Genomic DNA, 17,374 nt, shown 5'->3' on the forward strand with positions numbered 1-17,374 from the left:
CCGCCGACCGCCCACCGACCGCCGACCGCCCACCGACCGCCGACCGACCGCCCACCGACCGCCGACCGCCCACCGACCCGCAGCCGACCCGCCGTCGTTTATGAGGGCGCCCGCCAACACGCGCGTATGGTCTCGGAGATCTTCGACCCCGACGCGTGGGAACCGGTCACGGACGAGTTCGACGACATCACCTACCACCGCGGCGTCGACGTGCCGGTCGTCCGGATCGCGTTCGACCGCCCGGAGGTCCGGAACGCGTTCCGCCCGGGCACCGTCGACGAGCTGTACGCCGCGCTCGACCACGCGCGCAAGCAGGCGGACGTGGGCTGCGTGCTCCTCACGGGCAACGGCCCGTCGGAGAAGGACGGCGGCTGGGCGTTCTGCTCGGGCGGCGACCAGTCGGTCCGGGGCGGCTCCGGCTACGAGTACCGCGACGACGACGAGGCGGGCGACGAGGACGACGAGCTGGTTCGGGAGGCGCGCGCCGGCCGGCTCCACATCCTCGAAGTCCAGCGGCTGATCCGGTTCATGCCCAAGCCCGTCGTCGCCGTCGTCCCCGGCTGGGCGGTCGGCGGCGGCCACTCGCTGCACGTGGTCTGCGACCTCACGCTCGCGAGCGAGGAACACGGGAAGTTCCTTCAGACCGACCCCGACGTGGCCTCCTTCGACGGCGGGTTCGGCTCCGCGTACCTCGCGAAGCAGATCGGCCAGAAGAAGGCACGCGAGGTGTTCTTCCGCGGGAAGACCTACTCCGCCGAAGAGGCCGCGGACATGGGAATGGTCAACGAGGCGATCCCCCACGAGGAACTCGAAGAAGTCGCGCTGGAGTGGGCCGACGAGATGACGAAGAAATCGCCGACCGCGATGCGGATGCTGAAGTACGCGTTCAACATGACCGACGACGGGATGGTCGGCCAGCAGGTGTTCGCGGGCGAGGCGACCCGCCTGGCGTACATGACCGACGAGGCCCAAGAGGGCCGCGACGCGTTCTTAGAGAAGCGAGAGCCGCAGTTCCGCGACTACCCGTGGCACTACTGAAAAAGCCGTTCTGACCCCGGTCGTCACCCGTGCGTGTACCCGCGGTCGGGAAGCGGGTCGCCGTCGGCGGTGACCCCCTCCGCGGCGTCGACGACGCTCCCCACGCGAGTCAGCCCGCCCGGACACGCCTCGCGGGCTGGTTCGACCGCCTCCTCGGGGACGGCGCAGACGAGCTCGAAGTCCTCGCCGAAGTGCGCGGCCAGCTCGAAGCGCTCTGCCTCGTCGCCCTCGGCGATCTCGTCGACCGCGGGGTGAACGGGGAGCCGGTCGGGGTCGAGTTCGAACCCGACCTCGCTCGCCTCCGAGAGCTGGTGGAGCGAGCGCGCGAGTCCGTCCGAGGAGTCCATCATCGCGGTCGCGGCGTCCGCGAGCGCCAGCCCGTCGGCGACGCGGGGCGTGAACCGGAACAGGTCGTTGGCGCGCTCGACCGCCTCGTCGTTGCCCCTTTTGAATAGCCGGAGCGCGGCCGCGGACCGTCCCCACTCGCCGGTGACGCAGAGCGCGTCGCCGGGACGCGCGCCCGACCGCGTGACGGCGCCCGCGTCGGTCGCGTCGCCGACCGCGGTCGAGGCCGTGGTGAACTCGTCGTGGGTGTCGAGGTCGCCGCCGACGTACTCGGCGTCGACCGCCTCGCAGACGTCGACCGCGCCGGCGATGAACCGGTCGAGCTTCTCGTCGTCGAAGGCGGCGTCGGCGTAGACGGCGACCGCCGCGGTCGCCCTTGCCCCCATCGCCGCCACGTCCGAGAGCGACGCGCCGACCGCGCGCCACCCGGCGGTGTACCGCGTCGTCCCGGGCGGGAAGTCGGTCCGCTCGTGGAGCATGTCGGTCGTGATCACGGTGTCGCCCACGACGGCGGCGTCGTCGCCCGCGTGCGGGAGGTCGGCCGCGAGCGCCCGGAGCGCGTCTCGCTCGTTCACGATACCGACGGATCGTGTCGGGACGGCTTATAAGCGATCGATCCGGATAGCGCGGGCTCGTCCCCCGATCGCTCACTTGAGTGCGGCTCGTTACCAAGAACCATTTAAATAGGTAATACACATTAACGGATATTATCATTATCAATCATTATGTTTATTACCCACCTCCCGCACCTACCGAGTGCAATGACAGTATCCGTACGCGGACACGCAGCGCCCCGACCCGCCGACAGCACGATCACCAGACGACCACCGCAACCACCCACACGACCCGATGACGACGCCTAACGACACCACATCCACGGACGACCCGACGAATCAGACGACCCGAACGACCGATCGAACGACGACCGATCGATCCTCGACCAACCGATCGACGACGGATCGAACGACGACGGATCGACGCGGCACCGACGCTTCTCCCCGGACGATCCCCGGGCGCACGCCGATCACCGAAGAGGCGGGCGCCCCGATCGTCCCGACGACACGTCCGACGACCGAGGGGTCGACCGCGACCGAAACCCCTCGACGCCCCAGTCCGCCGCCGAGCGACGGCGAGCGGGACGCCCCGCTGGTCCCGGATCTGCGACCGACGCGTCGCCCGCGGACCGCCGGGGGGTCGCGATGAGCCCCGTCCCGATGGCGGGGACCGGACGCGGACCGCGACCGGACCGGACGACGTTCACGCGGCGCGCGACCGATCAGACCGACCGGACTGACGCCGCCGCGCGCATCGACGACACGACCGACCAGTTCACCGACGACGCGACAACGGAGCGACATCAATGAATCCCAACGAACTCGACGACGACGTCTTCACGAGAGATATCGACAACCCGGCCGGCCGCCGGCTCCGCGAGCTGTTCGAGGAGCAGGACTACACGTTCGCGCCCGGTATCTACCACGCGCTCGACGCCCGCCTCGCGGAGATGGCCGGGCTCGACGCGGCCTACATGAGCGGCTACTCGACCGTCCTCGGCCAGTTCGGCTTCCCCGACCTGGAGATGGTCACGATGAGCGAGATGGTCGAGAACGCGAAGCGCATGGTCGAGGCGACGAACCTCCCCGTCATCGCCGACTGCGACACAGGCTACGGCGGCGTCCACAACGTCCGGCGCGCGGTCCGCGAATACGAGAAGGCCGGCGTCGCCGCGATCCACATCGAGGACCAGACCTCGCCGAAGCGCTGCGGCCACATCGCGGGCAAGCAGATCGTCTCCCGCGAGCAGGCGCGCTCGCGCTTCGAGGCCGCGGTCGACGCCAAGCAGAGCGAGGACACCGTCATCATCGCCCGCACCGACGCGTACGGCTCCGCCAACGGCGACTGGGAGGAGCACCTCGAACGCGGCCGGATCTACGCCGACGCCGGCGTCGACCTCGTCTGGCCCGAGATGCCCGACCCGTCCCGCGAGGACGCGGTCGAGTACGCCGAGACGATCCACGAGACTCACCCCGACCTGGATCTCGCCTTCAACTACTCCTCCTCGTTCGAGTGGGGCGCGGAGGAGGACCCGCTCACGTTCCAGGAGCTCGGCGACCTGGGCTACCAGTACATCTTCATCACGCTGTACGGGCTCCACTCGGGCGCACACGCCGCCTACGAGGACTTCGAGAACATCGCGCAGAACGACGAGGAGGCGCAGTTCGACCTCGAAGAGCGGTACATCGGCCACGAGACCGAGAGCCACCACGAGCTCTCCTTCGTCCCGCGGTACCAGGACATCGAGGCCGAGTTCGACCCCGAGGCGCGCAAGCGGCAGGAGGAGTCGGCCGGCTTCACCGAGGACGAGAACGACCCGATCACGGCCGAGAACAACGACGACTGATCGCGTCGGCCGACGACTGATTCCGGCGCCCGGCGGTCACCGATCCGGAATCGCGCCCCGATTTTTCAGCTCGGCGAGGTCGCCGTCGCCGTAGCCGTACTCCCTGAGGACCGCCTCCGTGTGCTCGCCCAGTGAGGGAGGATGCCGCCGAGCCGTCGTCGGCGTCCGCGAGAAGTGCATCGGCGAGCCCGGCACCCGCATCGGTCCGGCGGTCGGGTGGTCGAACTCCGCGACCATGTCCCGCGCGGCCAGCTGCGGGTCGTCGAACACCTCCGCCATGTCGCGGACGCGGCTCGCGGGAACGCCGTGCTCGCCGAGCCGGTCGAGGGCCTCCTCGGTCGCGAGTCCCGCGAACGCGGCGTCGAGCTCGGGATCGAGCGCGTCCCGGTTGCGCACGCGCTTCTCGTTGGTCTCGAACCGCTCGTCGGCCAGCAGGTCGGGGCGGTCGAGCGCCTCGCAGAGCCGCGGCCAGAACGCGTCGGACGCGCAGGCGACGACGACGTACCCGTCGCGCGTCTCGAACGCCTGATACGGGGCGATGTTCGGGTGTTTGCTCCCCATCCGCCCCGGCGGCTCGCCGCTCGCGAAGTAGTTCGCCGCCATGTAGCTGGTCCACGCGGCCTGCCCGTCGAGCAGGCTCACGTCGATCTTCTGGCCCGTCCCGTCGCCCAGCTCCCGTTCGAGGAGCGCCGCGAGGATCGCCTGCGTCGCGTACATCCCGGCGCCGACGTCGGCGAGCGCGACCCCGATCCTGACCGGGGCGCCGCCCTCGGTTCCCGTGATCGACATGAAGCCACCGCGCGCCTGCATCATGATGTCGTAGGCGGGCTTGTCGCGGTCGGGGCCCCACTCGCCGTACCCGGAGATGCCGCAGTAGATCAGCCCGGGGTTCTCCTCGGCGAGGTCGGGGTAGTCGAGACCCCACTCGGCCATCTTGCCGACCCGGAAGTTCTCGACGAGCACGTCGGCCCCGCGGGCGAGGTCGCGGAACACCGCCCGCCCGGCGTCGCTCGCGAGGTTCAGCTCGACGGAGCGCTTGTTGCGGTTGACGCTCGCGTAGTAGGCGCTCTGGGCGCCGTCGCCCTCGCCGAAGGCGGGCGGGCGCCACGTCCGCGTCTGGTCGCCCTCGCCCGGTCGCTCGACCTTGATCACCTCGGCGCCGAGGTCGCCGAGCTGCATGGTACAGAACGGACCCACCAACACCCGCGAGGCGTCGAGCACGGTGAGCCCGTCGAGCGGTCCCGCGTCGCCCTCGGGGTCGCGCGCCTCACCGACCACGGGGGATCACCACCGATATCCGCCGCCGCGTCGCGTTCATGCCACCTGACTCGGGCGGACGGGTAATGAGCCTCCCGCCGGCGACGCCCGCCGCGTCGCCAACGGTTAAACCCCGCCGTGACGATCGAACCCGTATGGATCTCAATATCGAGGGGAACGTCGCGCTGACGACGGCATCGAGCAGCGGCCTCGGCTTCGCGTCGGCCCAGGCGCTCGTCCGCGAGGGCGCGAACGTGGTCATCAACGGCCGCGACGCCGACCGCCTCGCGGAGGCGAAGGCGGACTTGGAGGACGAAGCGGCCGGCGACGCCCGCGTCGTCGCCGTCGAGGGCGACATCACGGACCCGGACGACCTCGACCGGCTCGTCGAGACGACGCTCGACGAGTTCGGTCGGCTCGACCACCTCGTCACGTCAGCGGGCGGACCGCCGTCGGGGGCGTTCCTCGACACCGACGACGAGGACTGGGAGGAGGCCTACGAGCTGCTCGTGATGAGCGTCGTCCGGCTCGCGCGGAAGTGCGCCGAGCCCCTCGCCGACGGCGACGGCGGCACCATCGTCACCATCGCCTCGCGGTCGGTGAAGGAGGCGATCGACGGGCTGGTGCTCTCGAACTCGGTGCGGATGAGCGTCGTCGGGTTGGAGAAGACGCTCTCGAAGGAACTCGGCCCGGACGTGCGCGCGAACGCGGTGTTACCCGGCTCTCACGAGACGAGCCGGATCCGAGAGCTGATCGATCAGGCGATCGAGCGCGGCGAGTACGACTCGTACGAGGAGGGGCTCGCCGACTGGGTCGACAACCCCCTCGACCGCATCGGCGACCCGATCGAGCTGGGGAACACCGTCGCGTTCCTCTCCTCGCCGCGGTCCGGGTACGTGAACGGACAGGCGGTCGTCATCGACGGCGGCGGCGGGAGCTCGAACCTGTAATCGGGTCGCCTCATTTGCCGAGCCGCTTTCGCAACCGTCAACCGGCGGAACCGCCACGGTCCGCGTAGATGGAGGTCCTCGTCCGGCTGTCGGGGCTGCTCGCGCTGCTGCTCGCGGGGACGGGACTCCGACGCGTCGGCGTCCTCGACGCGGACCGCACGGAACTGCTCAACCAGACCGCGTACTACGTCGCGCTCCCGGCGCTGGTGTTCGTCGCGACCTACGACCAGTCGATCGGCGACGTCGTCTCGTGGGAGCTGTTCGTCGCCGTGGTCGCCGCGCTCCTCGGGACCGCGCTCGTGGCGTCCGCCGTCCACCGGAACCGGTCGCCGAGCGCGCGGCGCAGCGTCGCGGTCGTCCAGTCGTACCACTCGAACCTGGGCTACCTCGGCGTCCCGCTCGTCGCGGCGACGTTCGACGCCGAGGTGACCGCGATCGCGAGCGTCATCCTCGGCATCGGCGCGCTGGTGCAGGTGCCGCTGACGGTGGTCTTGCTGGTGTCGATGAACGGGGCGAACGCCGAGGGCGCCTTGGGGCGACACCTCCGGTCGCTCGCGGGCAACCCCGTCCTCATCGCGCTCGTCGCCGGCATGGCGATCGGGGGGTTCCGGCTCGGCGTGCCGACCGCGGCCGCGGCCGCCCTCGACTGGGTCGGGTCGCTGGCGCTCCCGCTCGCGCTGCTCTGCGTCGGCGCGACCCTGCAGGTCGACCCCTCGACGATCGACCGCGGGGCGACCGCCTCGGTGGTGGCGCTCAAGGTGGCGTGTATGCCCGCCGTCGCGTGGGCCGCCCTCGCGTTGCTCGGCGCCGACGCCGCGACGTTCACCGCCGGGGTCGTCATGCTCGGAACGCCGACCGCGGTGTCGACGTACGTGTTCGCGACCGAGCTCGGCGGCGACGCCGGGTTCGCCTCGCTGAACGTGTTCGTCACGACGGTCGCGTCGGTCGCGTCGCTGACCCTGCTGATCGAGCTGGTCGGTGTCGCGGTGTAGGCTGACTGACCCGACCGCGGCCTCGACCCGATCCGCGTCCAGCCGCAACCCGAATCCATTTGATCCGGGACGCCCACGGGCGAGCCATGGAACACGTCGCGTTCGACGACGCGGAGACGTACGAGCCGGAGGACGGGTGGGCGCGCGCCGCGCTGGCGGGCGGCGACCGGTTCTCCTTCGAGTGGTTCGAGAAGCCGGCGGGCCACTCCTCGCCGATGCACGACCACGAGAACGAGCAGGTGTGCGTCTGTCTGGAGGGCGAACTCGTCGTCCACACCGAAGACGACACCGCCGTGTTAGAGCGGTACGACTCGGTCCACCTCGACGCGTGGGAGTCGCACCGCGTCGAGAACCGGACCGACGAGCGCGCGGTCGGCCTCGACGTGTTCGCGCCGGGTCGCGGCTTCGACTTCTGGACGGACCGGGAGGAGTGATGGCGGGCGACGCGCCGCGGTCGGCGTCGGCGGGCGGAGACGCGGCGACGACCCGACTCGCCCGGAGCGTCGAGGGCCGACCCCTGCTCGGCGACGAGGACGGGTTCGTCCCGCTCGGAGCGGCCGGGAGCGACGGGATCGACGACGCGCTCGGCGAGGCGACCGGGGCGTCGACGCTGCCGCCGATCGACGATCTCCCCGCCACGCGAACGCCGGCGGAGCGGCTCTCGTTCGGCGTCCCGTTCGACCCCGGGAAGCTCTGGGGGATCGGGCTCAACTACGCCGACCACGCCGACGACCTCGACGCGGTGCGACCCGCCGAGCCCGCGAGCTTCATGCGGCCGGCGACGGCGCTGACCGCGCCCGGCGGGCCGATCCGGCTCCCGCCGACCGAGGAGGCGGCCCGGGTCACGGCGGAGGCGGAACTCGGGATCGTGATCGGCCGGACCTGCACCGACGTCGACGAGGCCGAGTTCGGCGACGTGGTCGCCGGGGCCGTCCCCGTCATCGACGTGACCGCCGAGGACGTGCTCCAGCGCAACCCGCGCTTTCTCACCCGCGCGAAGAGCTACGACACGTTCCTCGTCGTCGGGCCGTGGGTGTCGGCCCCGGTCAGCGTCGACCGGCTCGCGGGAACGACCGTCCGGACCGTGATCAACGACGAGACGGTCGCGGAGAACACCGTCGACCGGATGCTGTTCCCGCCCGAGGAACTCGTGGGCGTCCACTCGCGCGTGATGACGCTAGAGCGGGGCGACCTCATATCGACGGGCACGCCCGGCGCGGGCGTGATCGAAGCCGGCGACACGGTCCGCGCTGAGGTCGACGGCGTAGGCGTGTTAGCGGCCGACGTGGTCGGGAGGGAATGAGGATCGATATCCACGTCGGAAGGAGAGGAAGAACGCGAGAACCGGACGAGCCGCACCCGAGAGTCAGGCCGGCAGCGTGTCGATACCGTTGACCTCGACGTAGCCGTACCCGCACTCGGGACAGCGCCACTTCGTCTTCTCGCCGAGGTGGAGGGTCATCGCCGCGGTCCGGTAGAACGACTGGGCCTCTCCGCACGAGGGACAGTCCACGTCCTTTTCGAGCGCCATGTGCGCGGATCCGTCCGGCGCGGTTTTGAAGCTACTGATCCGGCTGTTCCCCGTCTCGCGTGACTCGCTCGGTCACGCCCCTCTGAGGGTCATGGCGATGAGCTTCTGTTCGGCGGCCCGGAGGTGCTGATGGAACGTCGGCGGGGAGATGTCGAACCGATCGGCGAGCTCCTCGGCGGTGACTTCCCGCGGCCAGTCGTAGTATCCGGCGTCGTGGGCCGTTTCGATGATATCTCGCTGCCGATCGGTCAGATCGTCGTCGAGGGCCGCCCGGAGACACCCCTGTCCGAAGATCGGCGTCCTGTAGGGCCGCTCTCGTTTGCGCGTCAGTTCGGCGTCCGAGTAGGCGTCGAGGAACCGATCGACTACCGCTCCGGTGTCCTCGGACGGGGGTATCTCCGCGCCGATGGTTCCGCTTCCGTCTCTCGCTTCGACGGTGCGGGGAAGCGCCCCCGCCTCACCGAGAAAGACCGCGGGGCAGTGGTCGTCCACGACGAATTCGAACAGCCCCCCGTCTTCGAACCGTTCGACGAGGCTCGGGTCGGCCGACGGATGGTCGCGGGCGAGCGAGAGGACGGCCTCGGGCTCGACGCCGCTGATCGAGAAGAACTCGGCGTAGCTCCCCCCGCCCCGTGGAATGAACTCTCTCAGCTGCATTTCCCCGCCTTCCAGCGCAGACACCGCGACGAACGGGTGCGTGGGACTCGAGAGGGAGAACTCGACGTACGTCACCCGCTCGTCCGTCCGAGGGCGATTCTGTGACGCCATGTAGTACCAGTGCTATCCTCAGCGTTTTTACTCTTCTCCTCACGCCGGTCGGCGAGCGCCCGCTCTGGACGCGGGGTCGAGCGGAGAGAAATCGGCGTCGCGGGTCGGAATCGCGGATCGGCGAGGGGCGGAACCGAGGGGGATGGAACGGCGAACTGTCAGATGTGTGCCTCTGACGGTAACACGGTGTGGCTCCTTCGGGATAGTCACACACCCTAACGGATTAGGTGTGGGGCCGGCGACGGCGGCCAGTTTACGTCTCGTCGACGTGCCGGACCTCGCTGGCGACGCCGCGCGTCGAGTCGACCATCTCCGGGCCGGACATCTCGGCTCGGCCGACCGCGAACGCCTTCGGCCCCTCGATGACGACCTCGTCGCCGACGCGGATGTCGTCGTCCGCGTCGACGACGCCGGGCGCCAAGACGGAGCCGTGGGGGACGAACGGGTCGATCCGGACCCGCTTGGTCGGGGCGTCGCTGTCGGCCCACCGGCGCGCGCCGGCGAGGGTGAACGAGAGGGTACCGTACTGCGGCACCATCGTCGCGAGCTGCTCGCCCGGCTCGCCCTCGCGGCCGGCGTCGGGGTCGTCGCCCCACACCTGCAGCTTGGGGTAGCGCCCGGTGGTCCGGATGTCGGCCTCGCCCGGCCCGCCGAACAGGTCGTCGCCTGCGCCGTCGCCGAGCAGGTAGTCGGCGAGCGCCCGGACCGTGTTGTGCTCGCGCTCCCGCTTGCTGTAGGCGGGCTCGCCCTGTAAGGCGGCGTTCAGCTCCCCCAGCGACTCGTCGCTCGTCGGGTGACCGACGCAGGTGTACTCGAAGGGGACGTCGACCGCGGGATCGCTCTCGACGCGCTCGCAGATCTCGCGGTAGCCGTGCTCGGGGACGTGAGCGATCACGCGGGAGTAGTCGTTCCGCTCCAGGTACCGGCGGAGCACCTCGGCGACGAACCCGATCTCGTCCTCGCTCCAGTCGCCGGTGACGACCGCGTCGTAGTGCTGGGCGGGGTAGGTCGTCTCCAGCTCCTGGGGCACCACGCCGATCGGCGAGGTCATCGAGACGGTGTGGCCGCGCCACTGGATCGCGTCGTGGAACTGCCCGTGGCTCTGGGAGTCGCTGTACGGTTTGGTGGCCGAACAGGGCACCAACACGAGCGGCTGGTCGGAAAAGCGGTTCCGGTACCGGCTCGTGACGCGGTCGGCGAACCGCCTGATCTCGACGCGGTCGAGCGTCTCGCTCGTCGCCGCCGTCACCTCGGCGTCGCGCATGAGGGGAGTCCGCTCTTCGAGGTACCCCCACTGGTCGTCGAACTCGCGGAACGCGGCCGTGAGCCACTGCTCGTGACGGGTCTGGCCTTCGATGTAGTCCCGCAGGCGACCCGCCCGGATCCGCTCGCGGACGCGCCGAAGCTCGGCGCGGAGGGCGTTGACGTTGTGCTCGGCGCAGTCCGCGCGCGTGAACTCCCCGCGGGGCCCCGCGCAGGCCGGACAGGCGCACGGCAGCTCGTCGAGGTCCTCGAGGAAGTGCTCGGCGTCGGCGGTGAGATACATCCCTTCCGTCCCCTTCGTCCGCGCGAGCGACGCGTCCACGAGGTCGACGCCGGCGTACGCGAGGAGCGCGACGTTCCGAGGCGTGGCGACGCCCGACAGCGTGAGGGCGGTGTCGGCCGGCAGGGCCTCTTTCGCGGCAACGATCGCGTCGCGGAACGCCTCGCCGTGGCCGACGAACCCGGAGGCGTCTGCGAGGACGTACGCGTCGGCTCCCACGTCGCGCGCGCTCTCGCTGTCGACGACCGCGGCGGCGGGGTAGTCGACGTCGGGGTGATCGACCGCGAACGACTCGCGGACCTCCTCGCGGGTGCCCGCGGGGAACGCCCGGTGCGGCAGGACGGTGAGGGTCGCCTCGTCGCCGTCGGGGACCTCGCGGTCCCCGGCCCAGAGGCTGCCCGCGTCCGTGAGAAACGGGTCCGCGAGCGCCGGCGTCGTCACCGGCTCGGCGAGCCGGAGCTCGCCGAGCCGGGCGGCGCCGTCGCGCTCGTGGACCTCGAAGTAGTCAGTCATACCTCCCCTCGCGGGGGGACGGTCAATTCTCTTGTGTTCCGCGGTCGTCCCGGCCGAACCGTTAGGTTCCCGGCGATTGTACCGTACCTATGGACATAACCGGCCCGTGGGACCGCGAACGCGTCGACGAGTTCCTCGACGGAGCGCGGATCCCGGTCCGTATCGGCTGTCGCACCCCGAGCGACGCCCCGTGGATCGTCTCGCTGTGGTTCTCGTGGGACGGCGCGGTCAACTGCGCGACGAGCGCGAGCGCCGACCTCACCGGCTTCCTCGCGCACGACGACCGCGTCTCCTTCGAGGTGTCGACGAACGACCCGCCGTATAAAGGGATTCGAGGGCGGGGCCGCGCGACGGTGACGGCGGACGCGGACAAGGAACTGCTCCGCGCGCTGTTGGAGCGGTACCTCGGTGGCGTCGACAACCCGACCGGCGATCGGCTCCTCCGACCGGAGCGCGAGGAGGTCCGGGTGCGGATCGAGCCGGAGCGGCTGCACTCGTGGGACTACACGAATCGGATGGGAGCGGAGGAGCGCTGATTCCGCTCCCGCTGCTCAGCGACCGAGGTGCCGCAGGTTCTCCGTCTCGACGCGGTCCGGAACCGCCTCGACCGCGCGCGGCACCCAATCGTCGTGACCGAGGGTGAGTTCGGCCTCGGGGTTGGACTCGGCGAGGCTCGCGACGCCCTCGGCGGCCGCGACCTGCGCCGCGCCGTCGACCCGCTCGGGGACCTCCGCGGTGAGCGGGTACGTCTCCGAGAGCGCCCGCGGGAACGGACCGAACGGGGGTTTCACGCGCCACACCGCGTCGTAGTCGTGGTTCGACGGCGCGTCCGACTCGGTGAGGAGGAGCCGTTCGGGGACCGCGAGCCGCGCGAGGCGGTCGTGATGCCGACGGACCTCGGGGCGGCGGGCCGACTCGTGGGAGGTGTAGAAGAACGCGTCCTTCGAGACCGGGTCCGTCCGCTCCAGCTCGTCGGCGTGGTCGAGGAGGGTCCGGAGCCCGTCGAGCATCGCGGGGTGGCCGCGGGCGCGGCGATCGACGAGCTGGAGGAGGTTCCCGGACCGGATCGCGGCCTTCACGCGCCGCAGTTCCTCGAAGGTGACGTGGAGGTTGTGCTCGGCGAGGAGCTCCTCTGTAGCGTCCATCTCCCGGAGCTCCGCGGGCGTGTGCTCGGCGCAGACCGGACACGAGCAGGGGAAATACTCCATCTCCTCGAGGTGTTCGGTCCCCGAGACCGTCAGGTACCGGCCGTCGCGCGCCATCAGCGCGTAGGCGGCCGAGTCGAACAGGTCACAGCCCGCGGCGACCGCCAGCGCGAGCATCATCGGGTGGCCCGCGCCGAACAGGTGAACCGGGGCGTCGGGGTCGAGCCCGCGCTTGGCCGCCCGCACCGCCTCGACGACCTCGGCGTAGCGGTAGGAGTTTAAAAGGGGAACCATCGCGCCGACCGGGAACACGTCCAGGTCGGTCGCGCTCGCGTGTCTCCCCGCCTCCTCGCGGAGGTCCGGGAACGTCGACCCCTGCACGGGGGCGTTGACGAGCATGTCGCCCGTCTCCGCGGCCTCCGCGTCGGCGAGCGCTTGCCGCGTCGTCTCCAGCTCGCGCTCGGCGCGCTCGCGGTCGACGTCGGGGGGCGTGGGCACGTCGACCGGGGTGGCCACGTCGCTCCCGATCCGCCGCTGGAACTCGATGATCTCCTCGGTGGTCACGTCGATGTCGCCGTACTCGGCGAGCTGGAAGGAGCCGGAGTCGGTCATGATCGCGCCGTCGAACCCGAGGAAGTCGTGGAGCCCCTCCTCCAGCACGCGGTCGCGGATCCGGTCGGTGCTCCGGATGATGTAGGAGTTGGTGATCAGCATCTCCGCGCCGAACTCCTCGGCGAGCCGCCGCGGCTCGACCGTGAGGACGTTGGGATTGACGACCGGCAGGAGCGCCGGCGTCTCGACGGTCACCCCGGCGCGGGGGACCTCCAGCCGCCCGATCCGCCCGGCGGCGTCGTGGTCCCGGACCTCGAAGTGATCGCGCATACCCGGAGTCCGGGGACGCGGGCGGTAAGGGTTGCGTTCGGGGGCGACGGGGCGAGCCGCCCCGGCGTCGCCCGCGGCGGCGACCGCGGCCGCGAGCGCCCCCGACTCAGAGCCCGGTCGGGTGGCTCACGTACGCCGTCTCCAGCCCCCACTCCTCCGTCAGCGCCTGCAGCGACCGGACGCCGAACGTCTCGGTCGCGTAGTGGCCCGCGAGGAACACCGTGATCCCCGCCTCGCGCGCGTCGTGGTAGACCCGCCCCTTCCCCTCGCCCGTGACCAGCGCGTCGGCGCCGGCCGCGACCGCCTCGTCGAGCCAGTCGGCGCCGGAACCGGTGACGACCGCGACGCGCTCGATCTCGTCGGGGCCGAAGTCGATGACCCGCGTCGGCAACTCCTCGTCCTCGCCGTCTGGCTGTCCCTCGAACCCGTCGAGCGTCTCGCGGATCGACGCGGCCGACCGCGGCGCGTCCGTCTCGCCGATCGTCCCGATCGTGACTGGCCCGATCTCGCCGAACGGCTCTCGGTCGTCGAGAGCGAGTTCCGCCGCGACGCCGGCGGCGTTGCCGAGTTCGGTGTGGCCGTCGAGCGGGAGGTGCGAGACGTATAAGGCGAGGTCGTGCTCCGCGAGCGCCGCGACCCGGTCGTAGGTCCGGCCCGTGACGCGGTCGATCCCGCCCCACGAGATCCCGTGGTGGACGACGAGGACGTCCGCGCCCGCGTCGGCCGCGGCCTCGATAGTCGCGTCCGCGGCGTCGACCGCGAACGCGACGCGCTCGATCTCCTCCCGGTCCGACCCCACCTGTAACCCGTTCGCGCTGGCGTCGACGTCGGCGTACGCGGCCGTCTCCAGCCGGTCGTCGAGCCGTCGCACGTACTCGGAGCGCTCCATACTGACGCGTGCGCCGGGCAGAAACTAAAGCACGCGGGTCCTTCCGGAAGTTACTCTCTCTCCGCGAGGAACGCCTCGACGGCCTCGCGGTCGGGGAGCGCCGTCATGCCGCCGCGGTCCCGCACCGAGAGCGCGGCCGTCGCGTTGGCGAACGCGAGCGCGTCGGCGAGGTCCGGCGGGTCGTCGGCGTCGACCGCGCCCGCGGCCAACCGGTTTATCAGTCCCGAGGTGAACGCGTCGCCGGCGCCGGTGGCGTCGACCGCCTCGACCGAGAACCCCTCGTGACGCGCGGTCGTCTCGCCCCACGGCGCCGCGTCCATGCTCGCCGCCACCGCGCCCGCTGAGCCGAGGGTGACGACCGCCGTGTGCGGTCCGAACTCCAGCAGGTCTCTGGCCAGATCCGCGCCCTCGCGCGAGGAGATACCGGTCGCCGCCACGTCCTCGTCGCTGGCGAACGCCACGTCGGTGTCCCCGAGGATGTCGCGGATCGCCTCGACCACCGCGTCCCGGTCCCCCTCCGGAACCAGGTCCGGGCGGTAGTTCACGTCGAACGAGACGGTGCAGCCGCGCTCGTCGGCCACGGCCGCCACCTCGCGAATCGCCGTCCGACCCCTCGGGTGCGTCAGGGCGACGCCGCCGAGGTGGACCCACGAGGCGGCCGCCAGCGCGTCGGTCGGGACCGCGTCGGGCTCGAACCCGAACGTCACGTCCCGCGAGCCGTAAAAACGGAATCGTCGGCCGTCGACGCCGGGCGGCGAGACCACCGCGAGCGTGGTGTTGCCGCCGACGCGCCGGGAGAGCGCGTCGGGGACGCCCTCGTCGTCGAGCGTCTCCCGCAGGAAGTCGCCGAAGGGGTCGTCGCCGAGTCGGGTCCAGAACGCCGGCGGCGTGCCGAGCCGGGAGAGCCCGACCGCGACGTTGGCCGGGGCGCCGCCCGGGCGGTGCGTGAAGCCGTCCACGTCGCGCAGCGTCTCGCCCGCTCCGGGAAGCAGGTCGACGAGCGTCTCTCCGGCCACGAGAATGTCCGTCATACGTGGAGGGAGGGACGTCGGACGGTATGAAAGTTCGCGGTTCGCCGGCGATATCGAGTGGGTGGGACCGGCGGCTCGCTCGCGGGCGATCGTCTACTCGCCGCCTCCGTCGCCGTCGTCGCCTTCGCTTTCCTCAGCCCCCGCGACCTCCTCCGCGACCGCCTCGAACGCCGCGAGGATGACCCGCTTGCAGGCCTGCCCCTCGGTCGTCCAGTGCTGCGCGTAGTCGAGCATGTCGTCGTAGATGTCGGGCTTACAGCCGGCCGCCTGCGGGTGCCCGCCCCCGTTCACCTTCCCGGCGACCTCGTGGGCGTGCCGGAAGTCCTCGGAGCCGCGGATCGACGCGGAGCCGGCGGGCTTGACGATCACCGCGGCGTCCGATCCCCGCTCTCGGAGGGCTTCGGCGACCTCGTTCTGCGAGCACCGGCCGTACGTGACGGCGACGGTCCACTCGCCGACCTCGTGAGTGACCGCGCGGTCGACGGCGGCGCCGATCCGGGCCTCCTTCTCGACGCGCCGATCGGCGACGAACTCCCGGACCGTCTCGGGGAGGTCGGCGCCGTACGCGCCCACGATCGCCGCGTACTCCTCGCCGCCGGCCCAGTAGGAGTAGTCGGCCAGGTCGTCGGAGCGCGGGTCCTCCTTGATCCAGAGGTCGTGGTCGCGCGTCACGGCCGCCAGTTCGCTCCACCGGTCGTCGAAGTCGTAGTCGAGCGAGCGGAGCGCCACGTCGGCGGTGCACTCCTCGTCGGACTCGCCGACCACGAGGTCGACGCCGAGGTCGCGGACGGCCGCGGCGGTCGACTCGTCCCACTGGTGGTGGTCGAACCACCGGATCGAGGCGGTCGACTCCGCGAGCGCCTCCAGCGGCTCCGCGATCCACTCGTAGTCGTCGGGACACAGGTCGCAGACGAACAGGTCCACGTCGTCGTCGGCGTACGCGAGCACGCGTTCGAGCGACGTGTCGATGGAGTACGGCCCGGCGGCGACCAGCCCGACCGGCGACTCGGCGTGGGCGTCCTCGGTGGGGTCCTCGGCGTCGGTCTCGCCTTCGCCCCCTTCTGATTCGGACGCCTCGTCCTCCCCGTCGCCGAGCCGCGCCGCGATGGCCGCCTCGAAGTCCGCGGCGTCGAGCGCGGCGTCGTACGTCTCTCGGACCATCGCCGCGCAGGCGAGCCCGTCGGCGTCGCCGTCGGCGATCACGACCGCCTCGCTTCCCTCGATCGCCTCCTTCGCGCGCCGCTCGGCGCGCTCCTCGTCCAGCGAGTCCGGGTAGAAGAAGCCCTTGCCGGGCAGCCGCGTGTACCGCGAGCGGGGGATGTCCCCCTCGTCGATGAGTTCGTCGTCCATACCGTCGCGCCGGGCGGCAGCGGGAAAACTCCGCCGTTCTCGGGCGGGCGGGCCGGCTGACCGCCCTGACGCGAACCGCGCCGCAGCCTCAGATCGTCGTCCGCCGCGGGTCCTCGTCGGTGAGCTGGCGGACGGTGAGCACGGGGATCGGGCACGTTCGGACGACGCGTTCGGCGACCGAGCCGATGAGGAACCGGTTCTCGCCGTGTCGCCCGCGGGTCCCCATCGCGACCGCGTCGGCGTCGACGTCCCGCGCGTACCCGGCGATCTCGGGGGCCGGACGGCCCTCCCGAACCTCGGTCGTGACGTCGAGGGTCGCGTCGCGCGCGGTCGCGGCGTCGGTCACCTGATCGAGCGCGTCCTCCCCGCGGTCGTCGAGCGCCTCGCGGAGGTCGTCACGGACCTCGTCGGGCGTGGACTCGACTTCGCCGCTGTCGACGACGTAGAGGGCGTGGACCTCCGCGTCGAACCGCGCGGCGACGTCGACCGCGACGTCGACGGCCCGGCGGACGCTGTCGGAGCCGTCGGTCGCGACCACGATCGTGTCGAACATGTGCACCCGTTCGCCGAGGCGGTAGTTAAAAATAGGCGGTCGGATCCGAGGACACGGCGATCGACAGCGCGAGCGCGGCACGACGAAGTTTATAAGTGATCGAGGCGGTGCAGCGGCGCGTGCTCCTCGCGCTCATTGGGCGCGAGGAGCACGCGCGAGGTCGCCGGCGGCTTCGCCGCCGGCTTC

The 17,374-nt window shown here is 71.2% G+C and carries 19 protein-coding genes; 9 read left to right on the forward strand and 10 right to left on the reverse strand.

Annotated features, from left to right (window positions below; translation table 11 throughout):
* Positions 1 to 126 precede the first annotated feature (126 nt).
* On the forward strand, positions 127 to 1,038 hold the full coding sequence (locus FGL94_RS05185; RefSeq protein ID WP_144921725.1) for a 1,4-dihydroxy-2-naphthoyl-CoA synthase: 912 nt from the start codon (positions 127 to 129) through the stop codon (positions 1,036 to 1,038).
* Positions 1,039 to 1,061: 23 nt separating this feature from the next.
* Here the strand turns inward: FGL94_RS05185 and thiL are convergent, their stop codons facing one another.
* Entirely contained in the window at positions 1,062 to 1,958 is an 897-nt protein-coding gene (gene thiL / locus FGL94_RS05190) for a thiamine-phosphate kinase (RefSeq protein ID WP_144921728.1), read from the reverse strand.
* A gap of 274 nt (positions 1,959 to 2,232) precedes the next feature.
* On the opposite strand from thiL, the gene FGL94_RS18540 reads away from it, so the two are divergent.
* From FGL94_RS18540 to aceA, 3 genes are read left to right on the forward strand one after another with little or no spacing between them, the layout of a single operon-like run.
* A complete protein-coding gene (locus tag FGL94_RS18540; RefSeq protein WP_144921732.1) occupies positions 2,233 to 2,586 on the forward strand; it encodes a hypothetical protein in 354 nt (117 codons plus the stop codon).
* A complete protein-coding gene (locus tag FGL94_RS18175; protein WP_186313336.1) occupies positions 2,583 to 2,747 on the forward strand; it encodes a hypothetical protein in 165 nt (54 codons plus the stop codon). Before FGL94_RS18540 ends, FGL94_RS18175 begins: the two co-directional genes overlap by 4 nt.
* Positions 2,744 to 3,784 carry an isocitrate lyase gene (aceA, locus tag FGL94_RS05200; RefSeq protein WP_144921735.1) on the forward strand — a complete coding sequence of 347 codons (1,041 nt, stop codon included), beginning with the start codon at positions 2,744 to 2,746 and terminating at the stop codon, positions 3,782 to 3,784. The genes FGL94_RS18175 and aceA overlap by 4 nt, the downstream gene beginning before the upstream one ends.
* A gap of 36 nt (positions 3,785 to 3,820) precedes the next feature.
* Here aceA and FGL94_RS05205 read toward each other — a convergent pair whose 3' ends face one another.
* Entirely contained in the window at positions 3,821 to 5,062 is a 1,242-nt protein-coding gene (locus FGL94_RS05205; RefSeq protein ID WP_144921738.1) for a CaiB/BaiF CoA transferase family protein, read from the reverse strand.
* A gap of 134 nt (positions 5,063 to 5,196) precedes the next feature.
* Between FGL94_RS05205 and FGL94_RS05210 the strand changes: the two genes are divergently transcribed.
* The 4 genes from FGL94_RS05210 (at position 5,197) to FGL94_RS05225 (ending at position 8,286) form a co-directional block, all read left to right on the forward strand.
* Positions 5,197 to 5,991, forward strand: coding sequence for an SDR family oxidoreductase (locus FGL94_RS05210; protein ID WP_144921741.1), 795 nt, complete (start codon positions 5,197 to 5,199; stop codon positions 5,989 to 5,991).
* A gap of 68 nt (positions 5,992 to 6,059) precedes the next feature.
* Positions 6,060 to 6,983, forward strand: a complete 924-nt coding sequence (locus FGL94_RS05215) for an AEC family transporter (protein ID WP_144921744.1) — start codon at positions 6,060 to 6,062, stop codon at positions 6,981 to 6,983.
* Between the two features lie 86 nt (positions 6,984 to 7,069).
* The gene (locus FGL94_RS05220; RefSeq protein ID WP_144921747.1) at positions 7,070 to 7,417 is read left to right on the forward strand and encodes a cupin domain-containing protein; all 348 of its coding nucleotides are present in this window, start codon (positions 7,070 to 7,072) and stop codon (positions 7,415 to 7,417) included.
* Positions 7,417 to 8,286, forward strand: coding sequence for a fumarylacetoacetate hydrolase family protein (locus FGL94_RS05225; RefSeq protein ID WP_144921750.1), 870 nt, complete (start codon positions 7,417 to 7,419; stop codon positions 8,284 to 8,286). Before FGL94_RS05220 ends, FGL94_RS05225 begins: the two co-directional genes overlap by 1 nt.
* Positions 8,287 to 8,349: 63 nt before the next feature.
* On the opposite strand, the gene FGL94_RS18180 is transcribed toward FGL94_RS05225, so the two are convergent.
* The 3 genes from FGL94_RS18180 to arcS all read right to left on the reverse strand — a co-directional run bounded on the left by FGL94_RS18180 (position 8,350) and on the right by arcS (position 11,338).
* Positions 8,350 to 8,514 (reverse strand): DUF7838 family putative zinc beta-ribbon protein, encoded by a 165-nt coding sequence (locus tag FGL94_RS18180; protein WP_186313337.1) that lies wholly within the window; start codon positions 8,512 to 8,514, stop codon positions 8,350 to 8,352.
* A 72-nt stretch (positions 8,515 to 8,586) separates the two neighbouring features.
* Complete coding sequence (locus FGL94_RS05230) at positions 8,587 to 9,282, reverse strand: helix-turn-helix domain-containing protein (protein ID WP_144921753.1); 696 nt, start codon at positions 9,280 to 9,282, stop codon at positions 8,587 to 8,589.
* Positions 9,283 to 9,535: 253 nt separating this feature from the next.
* Positions 9,536 to 11,338 (reverse strand): archaeosine synthase subunit alpha, encoded by a 1,803-nt coding sequence (gene arcS, locus FGL94_RS05235; RefSeq protein ID WP_144921756.1) that lies wholly within the window; start codon positions 11,336 to 11,338, stop codon positions 9,536 to 9,538.
* 89 nt (positions 11,339 to 11,427) lie between these two features.
* Between arcS and FGL94_RS05240 the strand changes: the two genes are divergently transcribed.
* Positions 11,428 to 11,874: a pyridoxamine 5'-phosphate oxidase family protein gene (locus FGL94_RS05240; protein ID WP_144921759.1), complete on the forward strand. Its 447-nt coding sequence runs from the start codon at positions 11,428 to 11,430 to the stop codon at positions 11,872 to 11,874.
* Between the two features lie 15 nt (positions 11,875 to 11,889).
* Here FGL94_RS05240 and tgtA read toward each other — a convergent pair whose 3' ends face one another.
* The 5 genes from tgtA to FGL94_RS05265 form a co-directional block, all read right to left on the reverse strand.
* Positions 11,890 to 13,365, reverse strand: a complete 1,476-nt coding sequence (gene tgtA, locus FGL94_RS05245) for a tRNA guanosine(15) transglycosylase TgtA (protein ID WP_144921762.1) — start codon at positions 13,363 to 13,365, stop codon at positions 11,890 to 11,892.
* Positions 13,366 to 13,471: 106 nt separating this feature from the next.
* A complete protein-coding gene (locus FGL94_RS05250) occupies positions 13,472 to 14,254 on the reverse strand; it encodes a Nif3-like dinuclear metal center hexameric protein (protein ID WP_144921765.1) in 783 nt (260 codons plus the stop codon).
* 50 nt (positions 14,255 to 14,304) lie between these two features.
* Positions 14,305 to 15,285, reverse strand: coding sequence for a carbohydrate kinase family protein (locus FGL94_RS05255; protein WP_144921768.1), 981 nt, complete (start codon positions 15,283 to 15,285; stop codon positions 14,305 to 14,307).
* 93 nt (positions 15,286 to 15,378) lie between these two features.
* A complete protein-coding gene (locus tag FGL94_RS05260) occupies positions 15,379 to 16,635 on the reverse strand; it encodes a DHH family phosphoesterase (protein ID WP_144921771.1) in 1,257 nt (418 codons plus the stop codon).
* 88 nt (positions 16,636 to 16,723) lie between these two features.
* The gene (locus FGL94_RS05265; protein ID WP_144921774.1) at positions 16,724 to 17,188 is read right to left on the reverse strand and encodes a universal stress protein; all 465 of its coding nucleotides are present in this window, start codon (positions 17,186 to 17,188) and stop codon (positions 16,724 to 16,726) included.
* Positions 17,189 to 17,374: the final 186 nt, after the last annotated feature.

This window comes from Halorubrum salsamenti, assembly GCF_007671685.1.
GTDB classification, from domain to species: domain Archaea; phylum Halobacteriota; class Halobacteria; order Halobacteriales; family Haloferacaceae; genus Halorubrum; species Halorubrum salsamenti.